The sequence below is a fragment of the Lacticaseibacillus rhamnosus genome, from assembly GCF_900636965.1.
GTDB classification, from domain to species: domain Bacteria; phylum Bacillota; class Bacilli; order Lactobacillales; family Lactobacillaceae; genus Lacticaseibacillus; species Lacticaseibacillus rhamnosus.
This window is the reverse complement of sequence record NZ_LR134331.1, coordinates 1853669-1878621: the sequence shown is the minus strand read 5'-3', so window position 1 is coordinate 1878621 and position 24953 is coordinate 1853669. Positions and strand designations below refer to the sequence as shown.

General features: G+C 47.2%; 14 protein-coding genes and 1 tRNA gene. 14 read left to right on the top strand and 1 reads right to left on the bottom strand.

Annotated features, from left to right (window positions below; all coding sequences use genetic code 11):
* Window positions 1–46 precede the first annotated feature (46 nt).
* The 5 genes from EL173_RS09540 to EL173_RS09520 all read left to right on the top strand — a co-directional run bounded on the left by EL173_RS09540 (window position 47) and on the right by EL173_RS09520 (window position 5764).
* Window positions 47–421: a hypothetical protein gene (locus EL173_RS09540; protein ID WP_005687711.1), complete on the top strand. Its 375-nt coding sequence runs from the start codon at window positions 47–49 to the stop codon at window positions 419–421.
* A gap of 206 nt (window positions 422–627) precedes the next feature.
* Entirely contained in the window at window positions 628–2946 is a 2319-nt protein-coding gene (locus tag EL173_RS09535) for an ABC transporter ATP-binding protein/permease (protein ID WP_014571415.1), read from the top strand.
* A 288-nt stretch (window positions 2947–3234) separates the two neighbouring features.
* Window positions 3235–4701: a peptide MFS transporter gene (locus tag EL173_RS09530; protein ID WP_020752256.1), complete on the top strand. Its 1467-nt coding sequence runs from the start codon at window positions 3235–3237 to the stop codon at window positions 4699–4701.
* 47 nt (window positions 4702–4748) lie between these two features.
* On the top strand, window positions 4749–5582 hold the full coding sequence (locus EL173_RS09525; RefSeq protein ID WP_005689921.1) for a metallophosphoesterase: 834 nt from the start codon (window positions 4749–4751) through the stop codon (window positions 5580–5582).
* A gap of 101 nt (window positions 5583–5683) precedes the next feature.
* Window positions 5684–5764, top strand: a tRNA-Tyr gene (locus EL173_RS09520).
* A gap of 115 nt (window positions 5765–5879) precedes the next feature.
* Here EL173_RS09520 and EL173_RS09515 read toward each other — a convergent pair.
* Complete coding sequence (locus EL173_RS09515) at window positions 5880–7370, bottom strand: AcpB/EbpR/MafR family transcriptional regulator (RefSeq protein WP_019728381.1); 1491 nt, start codon at window positions 7368–7370, stop codon at window positions 5880–5882.
* A gap of 275 nt (window positions 7371–7645) precedes the next feature.
* Between EL173_RS09515 and EL173_RS09510 the strand changes: the two genes are divergently transcribed.
* The 9 genes from EL173_RS09510 to EL173_RS09470 all read left to right on the top strand — a co-directional run bounded on the left by EL173_RS09510 (window position 7646) and on the right by EL173_RS09470 (window position 24674).
* Window positions 7646–14419, top strand: coding sequence for a DUF1542 domain-containing protein (locus EL173_RS09510; protein WP_015764543.1), 6774 nt, complete (start codon window positions 7646–7648; stop codon window positions 14417–14419).
* 255 nt (window positions 14420–14674) lie between these two features.
* Entirely contained in the window at window positions 14675–16660 is a 1986-nt protein-coding gene (locus tag EL173_RS09505; protein ID WP_005689918.1) for a S9 family peptidase, read from the top strand.
* 2 nt (window positions 16661–16662) lie between these two features.
* Entirely contained in the window at window positions 16663–17460 is a 798-nt protein-coding gene (gene proC / locus EL173_RS09500; RefSeq protein ID WP_005689917.1) for a pyrroline-5-carboxylate reductase, read from the top strand.
* 97 nt (window positions 17461–17557) lie between these two features.
* Window positions 17558–18703 carry an N-acetylglucosamine-6-phosphate deacetylase gene (nagA, locus tag EL173_RS09495; RefSeq protein ID WP_005685381.1) on the top strand — a complete coding sequence of 382 codons (1146 nt, stop codon included), beginning with the start codon at window positions 17558–17560 and terminating at the stop codon, window positions 18701–18703.
* Window positions 18704–18728: 25 nt separating this feature from the next.
* A complete protein-coding gene (locus EL173_RS09490; protein ID WP_005685382.1) occupies window positions 18729–19430 on the top strand; it encodes a GntR family transcriptional regulator in 702 nt (233 codons plus the stop codon).
* A gap of 471 nt (window positions 19431–19901) precedes the next feature.
* Complete coding sequence (locus EL173_RS09485; protein ID WP_024305650.1) at window positions 19902–21365, top strand: nicotinate phosphoribosyltransferase; 1464 nt, start codon at window positions 19902–19904, stop codon at window positions 21363–21365.
* Window positions 21366–21378: 13 nt separating this feature from the next.
* Entirely contained in the window at window positions 21379–22575 is a 1197-nt protein-coding gene (locus tag EL173_RS09480) for a serine hydrolase domain-containing protein (RefSeq protein ID WP_005689912.1), read from the top strand.
* Window positions 22575–23402: an ammonia-dependent NAD(+) synthetase gene (gene nadE / locus EL173_RS09475; protein ID WP_005689910.1), complete on the top strand. Its 828-nt coding sequence runs from the start codon at window positions 22575–22577 to the stop codon at window positions 23400–23402. The genes EL173_RS09480 and nadE overlap by 1 nt, the downstream gene beginning before the upstream one ends.
* Before the next feature lie 111 nt (window positions 23403–23513).
* A complete protein-coding gene (locus EL173_RS09470; RefSeq protein ID WP_014571411.1) occupies window positions 23514–24674 on the top strand; it encodes a serine hydrolase domain-containing protein in 1161 nt (386 codons plus the stop codon).
* The last annotated feature ends 279 nt before the right edge of the window (window positions 24675–24953 follow it).

Here is a 24953-nt window from a genome sequence, read left to right as displayed (position 1 = left end):
GCGTTCTTGCGTCAATGTGGCATAATTGAGGCAAGGGGGTGACGACTTGGCAATTTGGCGCATGATGTTTGCACGGCCGCAGTTTAAGCATCAGGAAATTAAACGAATGGTCGATGAACTCAATCAAGACGGTAACTTTGGCGGATTACCCATTCATCGGATCAGCCTCACGCGACAAACAAAAGAGCTGATTTACGTTGACTTGGATTTTGAGCTAACAACCGGGTTGACCCAACCCCTATTTGAGCAGATGGCCAAGTACATTCTTGTTTCAGTTGCTGGATTGGCGCATGCACCGCAACCCATTTACTTAATGGCAATGGCAAATCCTTTTTCAAAATTAAATATCAGTTATTACATCTATCCGGATCATAGCTTGGACTTAATCTATTGGCAGCCGCTGATGAAAGTCCAATCCTGAACCAGACGGATGGCGTGACTGAATTGACCGAATCGGCAAGGTATTGTGTGATGATTCGGTCTTTTTTTCGCCAAAATGGTTGCCAAGTCGGGACTGATTTTCATTTTGGGCTTTAGACCGATTATCAAGTGCTGGGTAAGTATGCTAAGATATGGCAAGTTATTTCATTTCGGCGCGTTGTCACTTGTTGTAGAGGAGAATGGTCTTTGCTAGAGCTAAAGCATATAAAAAAATATTACCAAACCGGTGATTACACCACGAAAGCACTTGATGATGTTTCGGTGCAGTTTCGGGAGCAGGAGTTTGTGGCCATCCTTGGTCCCAGCGGCTCCGGTAAAACAACGCTACTGAACGTGATCGGTGGCCTTGATCGTTATGATTCAGGCGACTTATTGTTACATGGCCGGTCAACTAAAAACTTCAAAGAATCTGATTGGGATGCTTATCGTAACAACTCGGTTGGCTTCATTTTTCAGAGCTATAACTTAATCATGCACCTTAGTATTTTGGAAAATGTTGAGTTGGGACTCACGTTGAGCGGGGTTTCTGCCAGTGAGCGGCGCAAAAAGGCTGAGGCAGCGCTGGTTAAGGTTGGTTTGAAAGAACACATGGGGAAACAACCCAACCAACTGTCCGGTGGGCAAATGCAGCGGGTTGCGATTGCGCGGGCGATTGTTTCGGAACCGTCAATCTTGTTGGCCGATGAACCGACTGGCGCGTTGGATACCGAAACCAGTCAGGAAATCATGCAGTTGATTGCCGATTTGTCGCGGGAACGTTTAGTCGTTATGGTCACCCACAATCCGCAGCTGGCGCATGATTATGCCCAACGGATTATTGAATTTAAAGACGGTAAAATTCTATCTGATTCAAAGCCATATGATGTTGAGGAGCAAACCGGACACTTTGATTTACGCCGCACTAAAATGAGCTATCTGACGGCTCTGAAGTTATCTTTTACCAATATCATGACGAAGAAGGGTCGTACTTTTCTGACGGCATTCGCATCAAGTATCGGGATTATCGGGATAGCAGTGGTCCTGGCCCTTTCTTCGGGTTTTCAAAAGCAAATCGACAACACGCAGTCAGAGACGTTGGCGCAATTTCCTATTACCATTTCGTCTACTGCCGTGAACTTGACAGCAGGGGCGGAAGATAATACGAAAACGTCCACCTTTAAGACGACTAAAACGGTGGAAGCCAAGCAAAGTGCCAGTGATAAAGCACAGCACACCAACAAACTTAATCAAAAGTATATCGACTATGTGAATGGCATCAGCAAGCGATTGACGAATAATATCGGTTATACGTATGGCACCGGAATGAATTTGTTGCGTAATGTCAACGGAACGGTGAAGCCGGTTCAATTTTCAACTGCCAAACCGACGAGCAATCAAGCGCAGCGGAGTTTTTCCAGCGCAAGTTCATCTGTTTATCCCGTAGATCGTGAAGGCAAGACAAGCTACCTCAAGAAGAACTATGAGGTTGTCGCCGGTAGCTATCCGAAATCCGACAATGACGTCATTTTAATTGTTGATCGGGACAATTCGACTAATATCAATGCGCTGAAAAACCTTGGCTTCTCAGTTAAAAATGGTCAAAAAATCAAATTTGGCGACATTGTCGGGACGAAGCTAAAGGCGATTGCCAATGACCATTATTATCAAAATGTGGGCGGCAGCGTCTATGTACCAACTAAAAATTACGCTGATGCCTATAATCAAAATGGTAATCGGGAGCTGACCGTAACCGGTGTTTTGCGAACCCGTTCCAAGACGAGCGATGGTCTTTTGAGCCAAGGTTTTGCTTATTCTGATCGGTTGACCAAAGATTTAGTGGCAATGAATAAGAATTCGGCAGTTGTCAAAGCGCAACGAAATAGTGACGTTAATATTTTCACCAATCAAAGTATTGATGATGCCACCAAGGATCAACTGATTACCGGATTGGGCGGATCGGAAACGCCTACGCAGATCACGATTTATCCAACTAGTTTCAAGGATAAGGACAAGATCTTGAGTTATCTCGACAAGTTCAACCATGGTAAGAAAAAGGCCGATCAGGTGGTTTACACTGACTTGGCTGGCACTATTTCGAGCATGACAGGCGGGATCATGTCAGCCATTACCATTGTCCTGGTTGCTTTTGCAGGGATTTCACTGGTAACTTCGATGATCATGATTGCGATTCTAACCTATACGTCAGTACTTGAGCGAACCAAAGAAATCGGCGTCTTGAAGGCATTAGGTGCGCGTCGAAAAGATATCACCCGGGTTTTTGATGCTGAAACCATCATTCTAGGGGTCAGTTCAGGGATACTGGGCATTATCATTGCCTGGTTGCTGACGTTCCCGATCAATGCGATTTTGTACGGCATGACCGAACTGCCGAATGTTGCGCAGTTGAATCCCGTGCATGCGGTGATTCTGATTCTAATCAGCACGATCCTGACCGTCCTCGGCGGCCACATTCCAGCGCGTATGGCAGCAAACAAAGATGCAGCGATTGCCTTACGAGCTGACTGATGTCTATAAAGATTAACAATTGATCGTTTATCAAAAAAGCAGTGGTGTCTGCAGTGGGCACCTCTGCTTTTTGCTTTACCGAGGAAGAAGATCTCCTTTGAGCGTCAAAAGCTGGGGAGCCTAGGTTTAAAAATGCTATGAAGGCATAGAAGCCTCAGTCATGTTTACGGTTTCATTTGTCTTCATGCCAAAATACCTCTATAATGATTACTTATCAATTGGCATTTTGAGGGAAGTGTCATGAGAGCAGCTAGGAGGATCATTTCCTAGCGAGAGGATGTATTTCAATTGGATAATTCAAAGAACCGCACGTTTATGGGTCATCCCCGCGGGCTATTAACGCTGTCGATGACCGAATTCTGGGAGCGGTTCAGCTATTACGGTATGCGGGCGATCTTAATCTACTACATGTACTATGCGGTAGAAAAAGGCGGTCTGGGATTCGACCAGCCCACAGCCTTATCGATTATGTCGATTTATGGATCACTGGTTTATTTAAGTGCCACAATTGGCGGGTTTATCAGCGATCGCTTGCTCGGGTCGCGGCGAACTGTCTTTTGGGGCGGTGTCCTCATCATGCTCGGACATATTGTGTTGTCTTTGCCAATTGGCGCGGTGGGGTTATTTGGCTCCATTGTGCTGATTGTTTTAGGGACGGGACTACTTAAACCAAATGTCTCGGAAATGGTTGGCAGTTTGTATCCTGAAGAAGATTTGCGCCGAGACTCCGGTTTCAGTATCTTCGTCATGGGGATTAACTTCGGGTCGTTGATTGCACCGATCTTTGTGCCGTGGATGGCTGACAAGTTTAACTTCCACGCTGGTTTTTCGTTGGCAGCGATCGGTATGTTTATTGGCCTGATCTTTTATGTCATTGATGGGCGTAAATATATTAATCCGGCTGACAATACGGCGCCTGACCCGTTAAAGCCGGAAGATATTCGGCCGCTGGTGATGCGCGTCGTGGGTGCGTTGGTGGTTGTCGCGGTTATTTTAGCCGTGATGGCAAGCCTAGGTGCTTTGACGATTGCAAACGTTATTAGTTTGATCACCATCGTTGCGATCGGCTTGCCGGTTTGGTACTTTATTTTGATGATCCGCAGCAAAAAGGTGACCAAGACTGAGCGTTCACGTGTCATTGCGTATATCCCGCTGTTCTTAGCCGCGATGATCTTTTGGGCGATTGAGGAACAAGGCTCGGTTGTTTTGGCTTTGTTTGCCGCCCAACAGACTAAATTGGACTTTGGATTCTTTAAAATCCTGCCTGGGAATTTTCAGACGTTGAATCCGTTATTCATTCTGTTATATGGTCCATTGTTTGCCTGGTTATGGATGAAACTCGGTAAACGCCAACCGACCTCGCCCAAGAAATTTTATCTGGGCTTGATTTTTGCCGGCGCGTCGTACTTATGGATGGTCATTCCGGTCCTGTTATTTGGCAGCAGTGCTAAGGTTTCACCTTTGTGGCTGGTGATGAGCTGGGCAATTGTGGAAATTGGCGAAATGCTGATTTCACCGGTTGGACTTTCAGTTACGACTAAATTGGCACCTAAAGCTTATTCATCGCAAATGATGAGCATGTGGTTCTTAGCTGATGCATCGGCGCAGGCCGTGAATGCGCAAATTGTGCGTTTCTATACACCAAGCCATGAAGTTGCCTATTTTGCTGTCGTTGGCCTGGTTTCAGTTATCTTTGCGATTGTACTGGTCTTTTTCACGCCGCGCATTGAAAAGCTGATGCAAGGGGTTAATTAAGCGGGTGATAGACTGGCGCGCACCGGTAAATTAACGGAGGTGTGGTGATGGTAAAAGTTGCGATCAGTGTGGATAACCATTTTGATGTTAATCATGTTGATGGTTTCGAAATGTTGAAACACCAAGCAGCCTATCTCGTTGAACATGGCTATCAAGTCTACGTCAATGCCGGTGATACGTATAACGATTTCACGAAAACGCTGGCGTACTATCAGGCATTGCAACGGGAAGTCGGCGATCAAGTGATTATCCGCTTTTTAGCTGGTAATCACGACATGGTTAAGGGTGCGACCTATGCTGAAATTCAGTCAGATGTTGACCCGCTTTATTTACACGAAAAGGTTTTGTCAGTCCCGGGAACGAATGCGGTTATCGTTGGAAACAACGGTTGGTATGATTATTCACTTGCGCAACTTGGAAAGTCGAAAACGTCGGCTGAATATGCGCAGTGGAAGCGAGCGTTTTGGATCGACAGCGCCATTGACTCACCGATAAGTGACTTAGAGCGGATGCAGCGGGTGCTTGATACCACCAAAGCGGCTTTGGTGGCCAATCGCGGCAAACGGATCATTTATGCCACGCATTTTGTGCCGATTCTCGGTGCGATGGTGTACGCAGTTGATCGCCTGTCATGGCAGATGGCTACCGCGTTAATGGGATCGGCAAAACTAGGCGATCTGCTGACAAATCGGGCCAGTGCCGTGGTGTTTGGCCACGAGCATTTTCGCGATGCCCCTAAGCTGCTAGGCAAGACAACTTATTATCATCAACCGCTGGGCTATGGTCTTAAACGCCTTTTTGAATGGCAAAGTACCGACTGGCTGACGGAATGGCGCGACACATTAGTCACATTGGAAGTGCCCGCAGCTTTGACAGATTAAGCAAAAAATTAAGTATCGGAGGTTATAAAAACCACCTGAAAATGGTTGATTTTTATAACCTCTTTTTGTACACTATTAAAGTTGATTTATATCAATCGCATGGAGGAGTAGCGAAGAGGCTAAACGCGGCGGACTGTAAATCCGCTCCTTCGGGTTCATAGGTTCGAATCCTATCTCCTCCATTTCATAAATATCGGATTGACATCGGACCGATCAGAAGCAAAAGGCCGTTTGACATAGCGATTTTGTCAAACGGCTTTTTGTATGCGCTCGGTTCCGTGAAAAGTCGTTGGGAGCTTACGATACGGAACTTTCCAGACTTTTGGCATTAATAATCCGATTATAAGCAGCCAAAATATTATCGAAGTCTTCCGGCGTGGGATGAGGCTGAATGGCGACCACCTGGCAATTTGGCAAATTGAGTAAAGGGAGATTGGTAATGATCAGGTCAAATTGGCGGGCAACGGTTTTTAACTCTGCTAAGGTACTGGCCGGAACAAGCTCGAGTTTGAGGTTTGAACGTAAATGGTAATTGAGTTCATTCAGCAAAAAGTGACTATGCTCAAAACTCGTATTGAAGAAGAGCCCAGTTCGGACTTTCGGGGCTTTTTGCTCTAATTGCAGCGGCAGTGTTTCCCATGATGTCACCAAAGTAAATAACAGCTTGGTGATGAAAGCATCATCGATTCGAACGTTGACTTTTTCATTTCTCAGTGCAGTAACCAGTGTCTGTCTGGCGTGACGAATAAAAGTCTTGCTAAATTGATTCATGCTCGCAAAGAAAGCCTCGCTCGGACTGTACAGGATTTTTGGCGGGCCCCACGTATATTCGATGGCGTTATACAAGCGCAGTAGAACTTGTTCGCGATTTGGCAACGATAAATGTTCAGTTGCAACGATCATGTCAAGAAAATGCGTAAGTGCGCGATGGATCGCGCGAATTTCAGCATCCTGATGTGTTTTAGTGAGCAGATCGGCGTAAGACCAAGCATTTCGCGGATTAAAAAAGAGATAAAACAGATGCGAGAAAACTAATGAGGAGCAGTCAATCTTATAGCAGCGTGCAATTGATTGGCGTAGTTCTGGCGAGAAGGTTGCATTTTCAATTGCCGGGGTCGCATTTTCAAACGTGTGCCCGCGACTGTTGCGTTTGAGGCAAACGAAGATCGTCGCGCGTAACTTGTTGATAAAGGAAAAAGACTGATATCTGGGGGTTGTCAGTGTCGGATAATGTGCGAAAAACTCTGAGATGATGGCATCAATCAGTTTTAATTCATCCTGTGGCAGAAAATCATCGATAAACCAATACCTTTCTAGAAAATAGGTGTAATAAAAAAAGTGGATCTTCTTTTCGTCGCCAATAATGTCCAGAGATTGCGTGTCAATATGAAAGCCATAGTGCGGTAGAATCTGGTTCAAAACTTGGATATGGCGCTTTAATGTTGATTCACTAATATAAAGTGCTTCAGAAAATTGAGCGATCGATAAAAAGTGTTGTAGAAAAATTTGCTCTAATATCAGAAAACGCGTGGACTGACGATAAATAGCTGAATAGATATATAAGGGATTGTGTGCTGAGTCATAAGTCAATCGAATTCCATACCGTTGGCTACTTTCGATTTTTGCCGGTGCAATATATTGATTAATAGTACCGATGTTTTGGGGGATCGTCCGGGCAGGAATCCGCGTTTCCTCAGCCACCCGATTAATGGTCATCCAATCCTTGTCAAGCAGAAAACTAATGATGTCGTAATGCTTGAGTAGGCTACTTTCTAACAGCTCTTCCATAACCCTACCTCCCCAAGTAGTTTGTTGCCGTCAAAATTTGCCTAACGTTAGGCAAGTTTTGAACTAGAACCAATCATTGATTTATTTATACTAATGTCATATTGCATAAGCATTGTTGGGTTCACTATAAATTATAGAGAGATAATGCTTGTTGTTTCAATTATTAAGCACCAGCCACTCAAAATATAATAATTTATATCAAACATTTTGAGAATAGGCAGGGATTACGTTAATTGTTTGCTGTTTTGGGTTTAATAAAGGGGAGGCATGTTGAAGTGAAAAAGGGGAGACTGATATTACTATTAGCCACGGGACTGATTTCAATGGGTCTTTGGGATTCAAGCGGTGTCGTATTGGCAGCGAATAAGCCCCAGGCTGGTGATATCCATTTGGGTGGTGCCGATGGTTCGAGCTATAGGAAGCTTATAAATAGCATCACATTCCAATATAGCAACGACGCCGTGGTATATGACGAAGGTACGGATACCTTCAAAATTCCAATTCGGTTCGGCTCGCTTGAATCAGACGGTTTGGATCGATACTTGGAGTTTGGGTATTCGTTTAACGATGCCTTAGAAGGAAAAATTAAGCGGGTTGTGATTTCACCTGATGGGCTGGTCCCAGCGGTTATTACAAGTCTTAACGCGAACAGAGAATTTGCACGGCGCTGGGATGGTAGTGATGGTAAAAGCGTTAGTCACCAACTAGGTGGACGAGCAGATGCCGTCATCTACATGCAGGCGCATAAGATTATGCCTGAGGATTGGATTGCCGTTCGGATGGAAACTAATCGAGTGGAAGGGAAGCACCCTGTTCACCCGGCATTTCGATCCACTCGCATTCTTGAGTACAACGATTTCGGCCCTGCGCTCAATGCCAAACTTTTAGAAGCCATGAAGAAAAAGGCGATTGATGACACGGCCAAGGATCCTAAACCGGTTCAAGAAGAAGTTAAAGAAAAAGTCGACCCCATCACGGTTGACGAGGACTTTGACAAGCTCATTCAGGAAATCGTTTTAAACGCGCATAAGGAACAGGCTAAACGAGATATTGATGCCGAAGCCGCCAAAGTCAGCGCTGAAATTGAGCAGGATCCGACCTTAACGGCAACGGAAAAGGCAAAGCAAAAAGATGGCGTTGCAGCCGAAGCAACCAAGGCCAAGGCGGCAATCGACCAAGCGCAAACCGAAACAGGGGTTCAGCAGGCGCGAGATGCCGGCATTGCAGCAATCGATGCCCAACATCAGCCTGGAACCGGACTCAACGTGCGCCGAGAAGAAGCTAAGCAGGCGATTGATGCCGAAGCGGCTAAAGTGACTGCTGAGATTGAGCAGGATTCAACCTTAGCTACTAGCGAAAAAGCGGCCCAAAAGCAAGGAGTTGCTGATGAAGCCGCGAAAGCCAAGACGGCGATTGATCAGGCCCAAACGATTGAAGCCATCGATAAAGCTAAAGATGATGGGATTAAAGCAATTGATGCCCAACACAAGCAAGGCGCTGACTTCGATACGCGTAAAGCTCAAGCCAAAGACGCCATCGATGACGAAGCGGCCAAAGTCAAGGATGCTATTGATCAAGACCCAACTCTGACGAGCAAAGACAAAACGGCCCAGAAGCAAGACGTTGGCGATGAAGCTACCAAGGCTAAGACCGCCATTGATCAAGCGAAGACCATTGATGGGGTGATCCAAGCGAAAGATGATGGCATCAAGGCAATTGATGCCCAACATCAGGCAGGTACCGATTTGGCGACCCGTAAAGATAGTGCTAAACAAGCGATCGATGATGAAGCGGCCAAAATAACTGATGCCATCAACCAAGATGACACGCTAACCAGTGCCGAAAAGGAGACCCAGAAGCAGGCAGTAGCTGACGAAGCGGCTAAAGCCAAAGCAGCGATTGACCAGGCTCAAAACGCAGATACCATTCTTCAGGCCCAAGCTGACGGGATTAAAGCCATTGATGCGCAACATCAAACTGGCACAGAGTTAGATACCCAGAAAACCAAGGCTAAGCAGGCAATTGACAAGGAAGCAACCAAAGTTTTAACGGCGATTGATCAAGACCCGACTTTGACCAGTGCTGAAAAAAAGGCGCAAAAGCAAGGCGTTGCCGATGAAACTGCTAAAGCCAAGACCGCAATTGATGCGGCGCGGAATGCTGATGAAATCGCCAAAGCGCAAGAAGATGGGATTAAAGCCATCGATGGGCAACATCAGCTGGGCGTGGACTTAGCGAAGCGCAAAGCCGATGCACAAGCGGCCATTGACGCAGAAGCTACCAAAGTTGGCGAAGCGATTGATCAAGATCCTACTTTAGCGAGCCAAGAAAAGGCGGCCCAAAAGCAGACCGTTACTGCTGCAGCAAGCAAGGCTAAAGATGCCATCGCCAAGGCGCAGGATGCCGATGGTGTAATTCAGGCTGAAAAAGCAGGCATTCAAGCCATTGACGATGCGCATCAGTCAGGCACCCTTTTAGATACGCGCAAGGCTGATGCAAAAAAAGCCATTGATGCCGAAGTTACTAAAATTAATGAGGTCATTGACCAAGATGTCACGTTAACCAGCGCCGAGAAAGCCACTCAGAAGCAAACGGTTGCAGATGAAGCAGCCAAAGCCAAGACGGCGATTGATGCAGCTAAGAATGCGGACACTATTGATCAGGCCAAAGCATCCGGCATCCAAGCCATTGATGCCGTCCATCAAAGTGGCACCCTTTTAGACACCCGCAAGGAAGATGCCAAAAAGGCGATTGACGCGGAAGCAGCTAAAGTGATTGCGGCTATTGGCCAAGATGTGACCTTGACGCAAGCGGAAAAACTAACGCAACAGCAAGCAGTCGCTGATGCAGCAACGCAAGCTAAGGCTGCCATTGACGCCGCTAAGAATGCCGACGCGGTGGACCAAGCCAAAGCGGATGGTATCAAGGCCATTGATGCCCAACACCAAGCCGGGTTGGCGTTGAACGAACGCAAAGAAGCAGCCAAAAAGCTAATTGCGGAAACCGCTGATAAGGTGCAGGCCGCGATTGATCAGGATGTGACGCTGACCGCGACCCAGAAAGCAGCGCAAAAACAGGCGATTACCGCGGAAGTCACTAAAGCCAATCAAGCCATTGATGCGGCTGGCAATGCTGACGCGGTCGATCAAGCTAAAAATGCGGGAGTTAAAGCAATTTATGACCAGCATCAATCCGGTCAGGCACTCGCCGATCGGAAGCGTGATGCCAAGCAGGCGATTGATGCCGAGGCGGCAAAAGAAACAGCTGCCATCGATCAGGATGCAACTTTAACCGCGAACGAAAAAGCAAGCCAGAAACAGGCGGTTGCGGATGAAGCAACTAAAGCTAAAGCAGCGATTGATGCGGCTAAACAGGCTGATACAGTCGACCAGGCCAAAACTGGCGGGGTTAAAGCGATTGACGCCCAACATCACGCTGGCCAAGCAGTTGCCGATCGTAAAGCCGCTGCCAAGCAAGCCATTGATGCCGAAGCGGCTAAAGTAACGGGCAACATTGATCAAGATGAAACCCTCACAGCGGCAGAAAAAGCGGCGCAAAAACAGGCAGTTGCAACCGAAGCCGATAACGCAAAGCAAGCGATCGACAAAGGGCAAAATGCTGACGCCGTTGACAAAGCTAAAACAGACGGCATCAAAGCGATTGACGCTCAGCACCAGTCTGGGCAAGCAATTAAAGCGCGCCAAAATGACGCCAAGCAGGCTATTGATGCTGAAGCCGCAAAAGTAACCAAAGCGATTGACCAAGATCCAACTTTAACCGCCGCTGAAAAAAAGGCACAGAAACAAGCAGTCACAGATGCGGCAACTAAAGCTAAAGCTGCTATTGATGCTGCGTTAGTGGCCGATGCGATTGATCAAGCACTGGCAGATGGGATTAAGACGATTGATGCCCAACACCAGTCTGGTATAGCATTGGATAAGCAAAAGGCGGTGGCCAAACAAACAATTGATGCCGAAGCGGCCAAGGTTAGTGAAGCGATTGATCAGGATGTCACTTTGACAGCCGACCAAAAGGCTACACAAAAGCAGACCGTGGCAGATGAAGCAACGAAAGCAAAAGCGGCCATTGACCAAGCCTCTGACGCCGATGGAGTGATTCAAGCAACAACTGCTGGCGTTAAAGCCATTGACGCGCAACACCAGTCCGCAACGCCATTTGATACGCAAAAGCAGCAAGCCAAACAGGCCATTGATGCTGAAGCGGCCAAAGTAAGTAAGGCGATCGATCAAGATGTGACGTTAACGGCAACGCAAAAAGCTGACCAGAAGCAGGCTGTGATCGCTGAGGCAGACAAAGCCAAAAAGGCCATTGACGCAGCTGGTAATGCTGATGGCATCAAGCAAGCTGAAAGTGATGGTATCAAAGCAATCGACGCTCAGCATCAGTCCGGTCAGGCACTCGCAGATCGGAAAGGTGATGCTAAAGCTGCCATTGATACCGAGGCGGCAAAGGAAACAGCTGCTATTAATCACGATGCAACTTTAACCGCGAATGAAAAGGCAAGCCAGAAACAGGCGGTTGCCGATGAAGCGACTAAAGCCAAAGAAGCGATTGATGCGGCTAAGCAGGCTGATGCAGTCGACCAGGCCAAGAATGACGGGATCAAAGTGATTGACGCCCAACATCACTCCGGGCAATCTCTTGACAATCGGAAAGCCGATGCCAAGCAGGCCATTGATGCTGAAGCAGCCAAGGTGACGGCAGCGATTGATCAGGATAACACGTTGACCAAAGCCCAAAAAGCTGCCCAGAAACAAGGGGTTGCGACAGAAGCCGACAAAGCTAAGCAAGCCATTGATGCTGCCGGGGATGCCGATGCTGTCGATCAAGCAAAGACAGCCGGGATTCAAGCCATCGATGCTCAGCACAAAGCCGGTAAAACCATTGATAGCCGTCATGATGACGCTAAGCAAGCGATTGATGACGAAGCGGCTAAGGTGATTAAAGCGATTGACCAGGATCCAACTCTGACCGCTGCCCAAAAAGAAGCACAAAAGCAAGCGGTAGCAACTGAAGCCGATAAAGCTAAAAAAGCAATTGACGCTGCAGGCGATGCGGATGCTGTAGATCAGGCAAAAACAGCCGGCATCAAGGCTATCGATGAGCAACACAAGTCAGGACAAACAGTTGATGCACGAAAAGATGACACCAAAAAGGCCATTGATGCTGAAGCCGGTAAAGTTACTGATGCAATTGATCACGACGCCACTTTGACGGCTGCTCAAAAAGAAGCGCAGAAGCAGGCAGTTGCTGATGAGGCTGATAAAGCTAAAAAAGCGATTGATGCAGCTGGAAATGCGGATGCTATTGATCAGGCAAAATCTGCTGGTATCAAGGCAATTGACGAACAACACAAGTCAGGACAAAGCATCGAGACTCGTAAAGATGACGCTAAGAAAGCTATTGATGGAGAAGTTGCTAAGATAACTGATGCGATCGATCATGACCCAACACTGACCGATGCTGAAAAGGCAGCACAAAAGCAGGCCGTCATCGCTGAAGCTGACAAGGCCAAGAAGGCAATTGATGCAGCCGGTGATGCTGATGCCGTTGACCAGGCACAAAAGGCTGGCATCAAGGCGATCGACCAGCAACACAAATCCGGGCAAGCACTAGCAACCCGGAAAGATGCTGCTAAGAAAGCCATTGATGAAGAAGCTGCTAAAGTAAGCGAAGCCATTGACCATGATGTAACGTTGACGGACAGCGAAAAGGGCACTCAGAAGCAAGCTGTTGCTGACGAGGCCAAGAAAGCTAAGCAGGCGATTGATACTGCCGACAATGCTGATGGCGTTGATCAAGCAGTGACCAAAGGCATTCAGATCATTGACGCGCAGCACCAGTCCGGCCAAGCGCTCACCGATCGTAAGGCTGCTGCGAAAAAAGCCATCGATGCCGAAGCTGCAAAGGTAGGCCAAGCTATTGAGCAGGATCCAACACTGACAGCAACAGAAAAGAAGCGTCAAAAACAAGCCGTTGCAGACGAAGCAACAAAGGCCAAAGCGGCGATTGATACTGCTGCTAATGCTTCAGCGGTTGACCAAGCAAAAAATGCCGGTATTAAGGCCATTGATGCTCAACACGTCTCTGGTAAAGCTTTTGACCTAAGCAAAGACGAAGCTAAGAAAGCGATTGATGCTGAAGCTACCAAAGTTCAAGGTGAAATTGATCAGGACCCGACTTTGACCGCTACTGCCAAGAAACAGCAAAAAGAGGCAGTGACGACAGAAGCCGGTAAAGCAAAACAGGCAATTGATCAGGCTAAAAATATCGAGGAGGTTACGACCGCCAAAGACGCCGGTATCAAAGCAATTGACGCGCAACATCAATCAGGTACAGCAGTTGCAACCCGTAAAGATGACGCTAAGAAAGCCATTGATGAAGAAGCTGCTAAAGTCATCAAGGCAATTGATCAAGATCCAACATTGACTGACGCAGAAAAAACGGCGCAAAAGCAAGCAGTTGCAACAGAAGCTGACAAAGCGAAAAAAGCCATTGATGCGGCAAAAGGTGCCGATGCAGTAGACAAAGCCAAAGCAGCTGGTATCAAGGCCATTGATGCCCAGCACCGCTCCGGTCAAACCATCGCGGCGCAAAAAGATGCGGCCAAAAAGGCAATTGACGACGAAGCTGCTAAAGTCATCAAGGCAATTGATCAAGATCCAACATTGACTGATGCAGAAAAGGCAGCGCAAAAGCAAGCAGTTGCCGCAGAAGCTGATAAAGCAAAGAAAGCGATTGACGCAGCTGGTAACGCTGATGCGGTGAACCAAGCCAAAGCAGCCGGTATTAAGGCGATTAACGATCAACATCGTGCCGGCAAGGGACAAAAAGTCACCAAAGCAACACCTTTGCCAACGACTAAGGCACCTGAGAAGCCTGCAGCACCTAAAACAAAAGTTATCACTTCAACAGAAGGCAACCTTCCGAAAACAGGGGAGCAACAATCTCTGTGGATGGTGATCCTAGGTGCGTTGCTGAGTCTGTTCTCAGGATTGTTGTTCGCCAAAAAGAAAGCATCACATTAGGCGTTGAGATCAAGGTTCTTAAGCTCAAGAAGTTGCAGTTATGAATGATAGGGAAACCTCATCATAGAAAGTTGATTTTCGGAAACTGACAGCCGGCAAGTGAGACGTTTTGTCTCATTTGTCGGCTGTTTTGCTGGCTATACCTGTTGATGATTTTTAAATATTTGATTCATTTTTAAATTCAGCGGTCCAGTTGATTGACATGGTATAGCCCAACCGCTACGCTTAAAGCATGACAAAGAAGGGTGTGAGTGTATGGCAATTGCAGCAACGGATCTTTTTAAATTGGTATCGCTGTCGTATCCAATTGCAACAAATCGCGGTTTTTTTGTTCAGGAGAATCGAATTTCAGAAGAAGATAATACTTATTATCAACGCATTTATTTGGTCAATCGCCGCGGCCAAAAAACGACTTACGGGTTTGATCAGAAGCACGATCGTCATCCGCAAGTCAGTCCGGATCAGCAATGGCTGGCTTTTCTTAGTCAGGCAGCTGACAAAACAACGCAAGTCTTCCTTCAGCGGATTGACGGGGGTGGCGCGCAGCAGTTTTCCAATGAAAAGGAAGGCGTGACCAATTTTGGCTGGCAACCTGACAGCAAGGCACTCTTGCTGCAGACAACGGTAGGCGCTAAACCGCAAATATCCGAGTCGGATGCGAAAAAACCGCAACCGGTAACGGTCACTCGCGCCCCGTATAAGCTGAATGGTGTCGGTTTGCTAAAGGAAAATGTCACTTATGAACTGCGAATTCAGCAACGGCGGCAAAAGACCAGCCACCTGATTATGAAGCGGCAACATGATTTTGACTTGGGAGCGATTTCGCCTGATGGGCAAAAAATTGCTTTTGCAGCCGAGCGGTTACCGGATGATCCTAATGATTTTAGTCAGGCGACTTATTTGTTCGATTTGACGAGTCAAAAAATCACAATGGTCAATGAACATTTACCACAAGCGGCACTGTCTCCTGAGGCGTTTTCGGCTGATGGGCAGCAGCTGCTGTTGGTGGGATCGGATAATCATTTGCCAAATGTCTCGCAGGATCATCTGTGGCACTATGATTTAACCAATCATGAATTGCAAGACGTTGCCGATGATGTAGATTTTGACATTCCCGGTTATGTTAATAGTGATTTTCAGCAGGATCTGTCCGGTAAAGTGGCCGACTTTGTGACGGCAGATTATTATCTGGCTCGTGGTTTCGATCATGGCAAAATGAGTCTGTATGCTGGCGGGCCTGACGAGCGGTTGACGCCTTTGATTGATGGTCGGCGTCACGTGACGGACTTTGCATTGACACCTGATCATCGTGGCGTGATTTTCACTGAGAGTACGATGACCATTCCGAGTCGGCTGGTTTATTTTGATTTGGCATCGGAAGAAGAGCAGGTTCTGTATGACCCGAATCGTCAGGTAACACGTCACTTGGGCTTAGTTAACCCTCAGACGTTTAATTTTCAACGAGACGGTTTTGAGATTGAGGGCTGGTATTTTCCACCGCAACAGGCGTCATCCTCGCATCCGGCAATTTTGTATGTCCATGGCGGCCCAGCAGTCGGATATGGCTATACCTTTTTCCATGAAATGCAATATTTGGCAGCAAAAGGCTATGGCGTGATTTGTCCGAATCCGCGTGGAGGGTTAGGTTACGGCGAGGCATTTACGGCCGCTGTCATTAAACATTACGGGCAAGGCGATTATGAAGATTGCTTGGCTGCGGTTGATGAAGCGCTAAAGCTCGATACAACAATTGATCCGCAACGTCTATTTGTCACTGGCGGTTCTTATGGCGGGTTTATGACTAACTGGATTGTGACCCATACGCATCGTTTTAAAGCAGCGGTAACCCAGCGTTCGATTTCCAATTGGCTGAGTATGTATGGTACCAGTGACATCGGTTATTACTTTACACCGTGGGAACTAGAGGGAAAGTGGACTGGCGATTTGTCAGATGTGCAAGGGCTTTGGGATTTTTCACCATTAGCTCACATTGATCATGCCAGAACACCGACGCTTGTGATGCACAGTGAAAATGATGAACGCTGCCCCATCGGCCAAGGCGAAGAGTTCTACATTGGCCTGAAACTGCATGGTGTTGAAACCAAGTTCATGCGTTTCCCAAAGTCAAATCATGATTTGTCCCGCAGCGGGTTGCCGAATTTGCGAGTGGCACGATTGCAGGCAATTGTGGATTGGTTTGACGCCCATCAAGCACAACCGCAGATGGCTAAAGGAGAATAAGAATGACAATTGGATTTATCGGTGCCGGTAATATGGCGCGGGCAATGATAAGTGGTTTATTGGCTAAAAAGGCAGTTGCACCAACAGATATTGTCTTACATGGCGGCCAGCCGCTTCATTATGAACCATATGCCGCCAAAATCGGTGCAAAAGCATTGGCTAGTAATCAGGCAGTTGCGGAGACTGCAGATATTGTTTTTCTGGCAGTATCGCCAAAATTAGGCGAACCGATTTTACAAGCGATTGGATCAACGTTAAAAAAACGGCATGTTCCGGTTGTCTCGATGCTAACCGGTGTTTCCGTGGCGACACTCGAGGAGGCATTAGGCAGTCACGATCAACCGGTTTTGCGGATTATGCCGAATGTTAATGTTGCGATTAATGCCGGGATGATTGCTTATGCGGCTAACGATGCGGTGGCTGGTCAATTAGATGGCCTTTTGGATTTGTTGAATGTTTTAGGAAAGACCGTGTCCTTGCCTGAGGAACAGTTTTCAACGTTTGTCGCTTTAGCTGGTTCATCTCCGGCGTTTATCTATTTGTTTATTGATAGCCTGGCGCGCGCGGGGGTCAAATATGGTCTGGAGAAGGATCAGGCAACGGCCATCGCTGCTCAGGCGGTGATGGGCAGTGCCAAAAATGTTCTCGCCAGCGATCAATCGCCCTTTGATTTGATCGATCAAGTGTCTAGTCCGGGTGGGACCACAGTTGCCGGGTTGTTGGCGATGGAAGAGGCTGGACTCATGACTGCGGTTGTCAAAGGCGTTGATGCAACGATTGCCAAAGATCGTCACGGTTGATAAAGGTGGCCGACCGGTTGGCTAGCTTGCAAGTCTGGTCTATACCGGTTATACTAATTGGTGATATTCGGGACTTTAAATAATTAGGAGTGGTATTGTGACGGTTACGGTATTGAAACACGCAACGATTTATACAGGATTAGAACGGATTGAAGACGGGTACATCCGCTTTGATGACAAGATTTTGGCAGTCGGCGATATGTTTGATTATCAAGCACAGGCTGGCGAACAGGTCGTTGACGTTCAAGGTAAAACTTTGATACCAGGATTCATTGATGTTCACGCACACGGCGGCTATGGGTTTGATGCCATGGATGGCGATGCTGATCAGATCGATCAAATGGCAACTAAAATGATGACTCATGAAGGGGTCACCACCCTTTTTGCCACCACCATGACGCAATCGACTGAAAACATTGATAAGGCGATGCGTGGGGTCAAGCAAGCAGCGGAACGCAATCGCATTATTCAAGGCGTTCATTTGGAAGGCCCGTTCATCAGTAAGGTCTTCAAAGGGGCACAACCAGAAGAATATATTAAGAATCCTAATATTGATCTTGTCAAACAGTGGCAGGAATTGTCTGGCGGCTTGGTTAAGCTGATTACGTACGCACCTGAAGATGAAGGCTCGCGTGAATTCGAAGACTACCTTTTGGCGCATAACATTGTCCCATCAGTTGGGCATAGCAATGCGACGCGGGAACAAATGCTAGCAAGTAAGGCGACCCACGTCACTCATTTGTACAATGCTCAGCGTGGTTTACGGCATCGTGAACCCGGCGTTACTGGCCATGCAATGCTGGAAGATAACATGTATTGTGAACTCATTTGCGACGGCTTCCACATTGTTCCGGATATGTTACGGCTCGCCTTTGATCAAAAGGGACCGGAACGCATCGAACTGGTAACGGATTCCATGCGTAGTAAAGGCATGCCAGAAGGTAAGAGCGAATTAGGCGGCCAAACCGTTTATGTTAAAGATAAGCAGGCTCGCTTAGCCGATGGGACACTTGCTGGTTCCGTTTTGATGTATAAGGATGCGTTTAAAAATGCCATGAGTTTCATGGACGCTTCCTTATTCGATGCAGTTGAAATGTCCTCTGTCAATCAAGCACGCGAATTTAACCTCACTTCAAAGGGAACACTTGAAGTTGGTAAAGATGCAGATATTAATATGTTGGATCGCAATCATGATTTGATCGCGACCTACAGTTATGGTGAGAAACACGATACGGAAGCTTAAACCATAAAAAGAGGAGGCGATGAGGATGGATGTGCCAGTTTATATTCAAATTCATAACGCCATTCGTGCTGATATCGAAGCCGGTAAATGGCGGGTAGGCGATCGAATTCCGTCTGAACGCGATTTAGCCGTCACGTTTAAGGTATCGCGAATGACATTGCGGCAGGCCATTCAAACGCTGGTGGATGAAGGCATTCTGGAACGACGGGTTGGCTCAGGGACGTATGTGGCTAATCAGAAGGTCCAGGAAAAAATGTCCGGTGTGACTAGCTTTACGGATCTGATGCAGGCCCAAGGCAAGGTGCCTTCCAGCAAAACGGTCTCATATCATGTCGCCCAGCCGACAAGTTCCGAGGTAGAGAAACTAAAACTGGCGCCTGCTGAACAGGTGTTGCGGATGGAACGAATTCGGTATGCCGATAAGGTACCGATCAGTTTCGAAACCGCAGCGGTGCCTTACGATCTTGTGAAAGGTTTTACCAAAAAAGAAATGACAGCCAGCTTTTACCATACACTGGAGAAAAAAGGCGGTTATGTTCTTGGCGGCGCACAACAAACGGTCAGTGCGATGTTGGCTAGCGAACGAATTTCTGAATACTTAGCCATCAAACGCGGCGATGCCATTTTACGGTTGCGTCAAGTTTCATTTCTCAAGGATGGAACACCGTTTGAATATGTACGTACTCAGTATGTTGGCGAAAGGTTTGAATTTTATTTAGAGCGTTAAAGTAATAAGGTGATCTGAGGTCAGAAAGCAGAAGCGATTTTGTTTTCTGGCTTTTTTGGGTTGGAGGGTGGAAGAAAAGCCTGCTTGCTGTAATGTTATTGCCAGCTTAGAAGCCGTGTGTAAGCGCCGTTCACGCTTTTACAATAACGCGTTCGCAGGCGCAGAGATCCGCGTATACGGACCTTGGACGCAATGACCAAAGCCCGGCCATCTCGCCCAAGGCCACTTGTGTTCTAGCTTACGCCCATAACGCGCTCACCGGCGCAGAAACCTGCGTGTAAGGACCTTAAGCGCAATGGCCAAAGCCCAGCCATCACGCTTAAGGCCACTTACACTCCGGTTTCTAACCGCGCCGGTTCGCGCTCTGCAATTATTGCCCACTTAGTATATAATCAATAGCTATATTATTAAATTAAATGCTCAATGCTTAACGATGGCTCCCATTAGTATGTCTCTGGAAGGGGAAAGATGATGACCACACAATTGGGTGAAGGATTGACACTCCACACCGATTTTTATGAATTGAATATGATGAACACTTTTTTTGAACGTGGAATCAGTGAACGTCATGCTGTTTTTGAAGTTTTCTTTCGTGAGTTGCCTTTTGGTTCGGGATTTGCGGTTTTTGCCGGGTTAGAGCATGTGATTGATTACTTGAATCATCTCAAGTTCTCGGAAACCGACTTGGCTTATCTTCAGTCCCAGACCGATTATTCGGATGCGTTTATTGATTATTTACGTCATTTTGAATTTACCTGTACCGTTCGTTCGGCGCTGGAAGGCGATTTGGTTTTTAATAATGAGCCGATTTGGCAGATTGAAGGTCCGCTGGCACAGGCGCAGTTGGTCGAGACCGCGGTTTTGAATATGATTAATTATCAAACGCTTGTGGCAACGAAAGCAGCGCGGATTCGTAGTGTGGCCGGTGCTGATCCGCTCATGGAATTCGGGACGCGGCGGGCACAGGAGACGGCGGCAGCTTTGTGGGGCACACGGGCGGCGTATATTGGCGGGTTTAATGCTACAAGTAACGTGTTAGCAGGTAAGGAATTTGGCATTCCGATCAGTGGCACGCATGCGCACTCATTGGTCCAGGCATATGGTAATGACTATGAGGCTTTTAAGGCCTATGCCGAAAGTAATCGCGACGTGGTCTTTTTAGTTGACACTTATGATACGTTGCGATCAGGCGTGCCTGCTGCGATCAAAGTCGCTAATGAGTTTAAAGATCGAATCAATTTTCTCGGCGTGCGCATCGACAGTGGTGATATGGCGTTTATTTCCAAGCGTGTTCGGCAGCAGTTAGATGATGCCGGTTATACTTCTGCCAAAATATACGCTTCAAACGACCTTGATGAAAACACCATCCAAAATCTGAAGATGCAAGGCGCCAAAATCGACATTTGGGGAGTCGGAACTCGCCTCATTACGGCTTATGATCAACCAGCGTTGGGTGCTGTGTTTAAGCTGGTATCGATTGAAGACAGCACTGGGCAGATGCACGATACGATCAAACTGTCTAATAATGCAGAAAAAGTCTCGACGCCTGGCAAAAAACAAGTCTGGCGAATTACGCGGCGTGATGATGGCAAGTCTGAAGGTGATTATGTGGCACTGGCAGACGAAGTGATTGATCCAGAGCGTAGTTTGTATATGTTTCATCCGAATTTTCCATATATCAATAAGACGGTTAAGAATTTTGAGGCCAAGCCGTTACTTCAACTTATTTATGATCAGGGAAAGCAGGTTTATCAAACCCCGCCGCTAGCCGACGTTCAGGCTTATGCAACGCGCAGTACCAACGCGCTGTGGGATGAGTATCGGCGAATTTTGAATCCACAAGATTATCCGGTTGATCTATCGCAGCGGGTTTGGGATAACAAGATGGATTTGATTAAAAAAGTGAAGTCTGCAGTGGCTGATCGCGAAGAATAATCGAGGAAATAGCGTGAGACAGACAAAAAAGCGGCGTTGGGGCCGGTGGCTGTTGTTAGGCCTTGTTATCGGGGTCATCGCCGGCATTGCGATTTATGGCAGTTATGATTATTTGTATGTTCGTCCGCAGATAGCCGCCAAGGAAGAGCGTGCGCGGCGTCAATATGAAACCGAGCTGAATCGCCATCGCGCAATTGAGCAGCGGCTGCAAAACCAGGCAAAAGCCGATACCGGTACCACTAATAAATTGATGCAACCAGTTGACTCGCCGGATGCTAAGCCGCTATTGGCAAAATTGCAGGCGGCGCATTTTAGCGGGACGGTTTTGATGATGCGCAAGGGTAAGGTCATACTTAATACCGGTCTGGGTTATGCGGATGTAGACTCGGGGCGCTTAAACGGTCCCGAGACACTGTATCAAATTGGTTCAATCCAAAAAGGACTGACGGCAGTGCTTTTGATGAAACTGGTTGAACAAGGCAAGGTGCGACTATCCGATCCGATCGGTCACTATTTTACCGGGATTCGTACTGGCAAGAAGGTGACATTGCGAATGATGCTGGATATGCGCAGCGGGCTAACGCTACCTCGTGCGCAACCGGCAAAACTTTCCGATGCCGGCATTGTTCGCTGGTCAATTGCCAACTTGAATTACGAAACACCTCGGTATGATTATCAACCGGTTAATTTTGTGTTATTAGCGGGTGTCATTGAAAAAGTTACCGGCCGCTTATATGCTGATTTGATTCAACAGGAAATTTTTAAGCGGCTAGCCTTGACTCATTCAGGATTCATGCCTGAATTATATCGTGAACAAAATCAGGCTTTTGGCTATAATGGTCCCAAGGCTGATCCGTATTCAAAGCGTTATATCGAGCCAGCATTGAGTTATAACCGCGAGTTGGGCACCGGTAATATTTATGCTAGTGCCGGTGACTTATATCAGATTATGGCCGGAATTAACCAAGGTAAAATTATTAGTCGATCCGCCGTCATGCAATTACGCGATTTAAGTCAAGGTCAATATACAGCCGGGGTTTATAATTTTGGCAGCTACACATTGACGCATGGCGTTGTGGCAGCACACTCGGCGGCAACGGTGATGGATAGTAGCGGGCAGAATGCAGTGGTTCTCATGGCTAATGCCGGTCAGATAACGCGAGATCTCGCACAAAGTCTATTTCTTGATATGATTAAAGGAGTGAAATAATGCGTCCATTACAAGCAGAAATTATTAAAGCATTAGGTGTCAAGCCAACGATTGATCCGGAAAAAGAGATTCGCCGGAGTGTCGATTTTTTAAAAGCCTATCTTAAGAAGAATACCTTTTTAAAAACTTATGTCCTTGGCATTTCCGGTGGGCAGGATTCGACGCTTGCCGGAACGTTAACCGAAAAGGCGATGCAGGAGATGCGGGCAGAAACCGGTGACGATACTTATCAGTTTGTAGCAGTGCGCCTGCCTTATGGTGAACAAGCCGATGAAGCGGATGCGATGGCGGCCATCGAGTTTATGCAAGCCGATGTGGTTAAACGGGTTAATATCAAACCAAGTGTTGATGCGATGGTAAGTGCTGTTGAAGCCAATGGTGCGGCTATTTCTGATTTCAACAAGGGCAATATTAAAGCCCGGATGCGCATGATTGCTCAGTATGCGATTGCCGGCAACATGGCAGGGGCCGTGATCGGAACCGATCATGCAGCTGAGGCCGTCACTGGTTTTTATACCAAGTTCGGTGATGGCGGTGCGGATCTGACCCCACTTTACCGGTTAGACAAACGGCAAGGCGCGGCATTGTTGAAGACGCTAGGGGCACCTGCTCATTTGTATCAAAAGGCGCCAACAGCCGACCTTGAAGACAATCGCCCGGCCTTGCCAGATGAAGTGGCGCTTGGGGTTAAGTATCACGATATTGATGACTATCTTGAAGGCAAACAAGTTAGCGACCAAGCTGCTGAAACCATCGAGCGTTGGTACCAGAAGACTGCTCACAAACGACATTTGCCAATCACTGTTTTCGATACATTTTGGAAATAACCCAAAAAACAGCTAACTTCAATGAAATTTTTGCTTTTATTGAGGGTCGTGGCTGTTTTTTTGTCTGCTTTTAAGGTATCTTTGATGAGCAATAAATGGGAGGATGAAAACGTGTTGCATCGTCGAAAAATGATTTGGGTGGGCGTTGTTTTGGGGTTGGCTGCATTGCTATTAGGTGGGACTGTTCTTGGCTGGCAGCAAGATCATTCAGCTTCACAACGTCAGGCACGGGTCAAGCCATCAAAGTATCGTGAAAAAGTAACGCGCAAAGATACGGCCAAGACACAAGCAGCGTTATTTGACGAAAAATTGGATCGTTCGGTTAAAACCAAAGCAGGCCAATCTTTTTCAGAGGCCTTGACCAATGACAAATTTATCGGCAGTGCTTTGGTGATTCAACATGGTAAGGTCATCTTCAACGGTGGTGTGGGTTACGCCGATCAAGCATCGCAGCGGCTTAATGGACCGACGACTTTGTTTCAAATTGGCTCGATTCAAAAAGCAATTACCGCAGTTGCCGTGATGCAGCTGGTTGAAGCTGGCAAGTTACGATTAGACGATCCGGTTAGCAAGTATTTGTCAGGCATCCAAACTGGCGATCAAGTAACATTGCGGATGATGATTGACATGCGCAGCGGTTTTGCCCTTAAGAAGTATCAACCTGCCGTGATGGGTGATATGGATATTATCCGTTGGGCCATTGCCAACATGACCTATTTGCCACAACAAAACTATGCCTATCAACCGGTGAACTATCTTTTACTAGCCGGTGTGATCGAGAAAGTCGCCGGGCGATCCTATGAACAACAAGTAAAAAACGATATTATTGAACGCCTAAAGCTTAAGCACACCGGCTTTTTACCGGCGATGCTGACAGATTCAAACCGTTCTTTAACGTATACAGGTCCCGTCACCAATCCTTATCAGACTTTTATCGGCGAACCGGAGTTATGGTATAACCGCGAGCTCGGTACCGGCAACATGTATACGACGACTGGTGATCTTTATCGGCTATTGCGCGGGATAGACAGCGGCAAAGTGATTACTTTGTCCGCTTTGAAGACGTTGCGCAACCGTGACGATGGCGTTTATACAGCCGGCATCTATAATCATCAAGATTTTTATTCAACTCATGGCGTTGTCGCTGGTCAAATGGCATCGACTGCAATCAGTCACGATGGTCAAAATGCGATCATCCTGTTAAGTAATTACAATTCACATGCGCTAAATTTGCATGATCTGGCAGTGCATTTATTTCAAACGTTGGGGTGAGTGAGCTTGATTAAAATCGAAAGGATCTTAGCTACAGTGGCTAAAGTCCGGCAATCATGCTTGAGGCCACTTTGTTCTGTTTTATGCCCATAACGCGCTCACCGGCGCAGAAACTTGCGTGTAAGGACCTCAAGCGCAATGGTCAAAGCCCGGCCATCACGTTTGAGGCCGTTTTGTTCTGTTTTATGCCCATAACGCGCTCACCGGCGCAGAAGTCTGCGTGTAAGGACCTTAAACGCAATGGCCAAACCCGGGCCATCACGTTTAAGGCCACTTACA

What these genes read in the sequence shown, in the direction of transcription:
- EL173_RS09525 (WP_005689921.1), top strand. Translation starts at nt 4,749, where the DNA reads ATGGTAAAAGTTGCGATCAGTGTGGATAACCATTTTGATGTTAATCAT.
- EL173_RS09515 (WP_019728381.1), bottom strand. Translation starts at nt 7,370, where the DNA reads ATGGAAGAGCTGTTAGAAAGTAGCCTACTCAAGCATTACGACATCATT.
- EL173_RS09505 (WP_005689918.1), top strand. Translation starts at nt 14,675, where the DNA reads ATGGCAATTGCAGCAACGGATCTTTTTAAATTGGTATCGCTGTCGTAT.
- proC (WP_005689917.1), top strand. Translation starts at nt 16,663, where the DNA reads ATGACAATTGGATTTATCGGTGCCGGTAATATGGCGCGGGCAATGATA.
- EL173_RS09490 (WP_005685382.1), top strand. Translation starts at nt 18,729, where the DNA reads ATGGATGTGCCAGTTTATATTCAAATTCATAACGCCATTCGTGCTGAT.
- EL173_RS09485 (WP_024305650.1), top strand. Translation starts at nt 19,902, where the DNA reads ATGACCACACAATTGGGTGAAGGATTGACACTCCACACCGATTTTTAT.
- nadE (WP_005689910.1), top strand. Translation starts at nt 22,575, where the DNA reads ATGCGTCCATTACAAGCAGAAATTATTAAAGCATTAGGTGTCAAGCCA.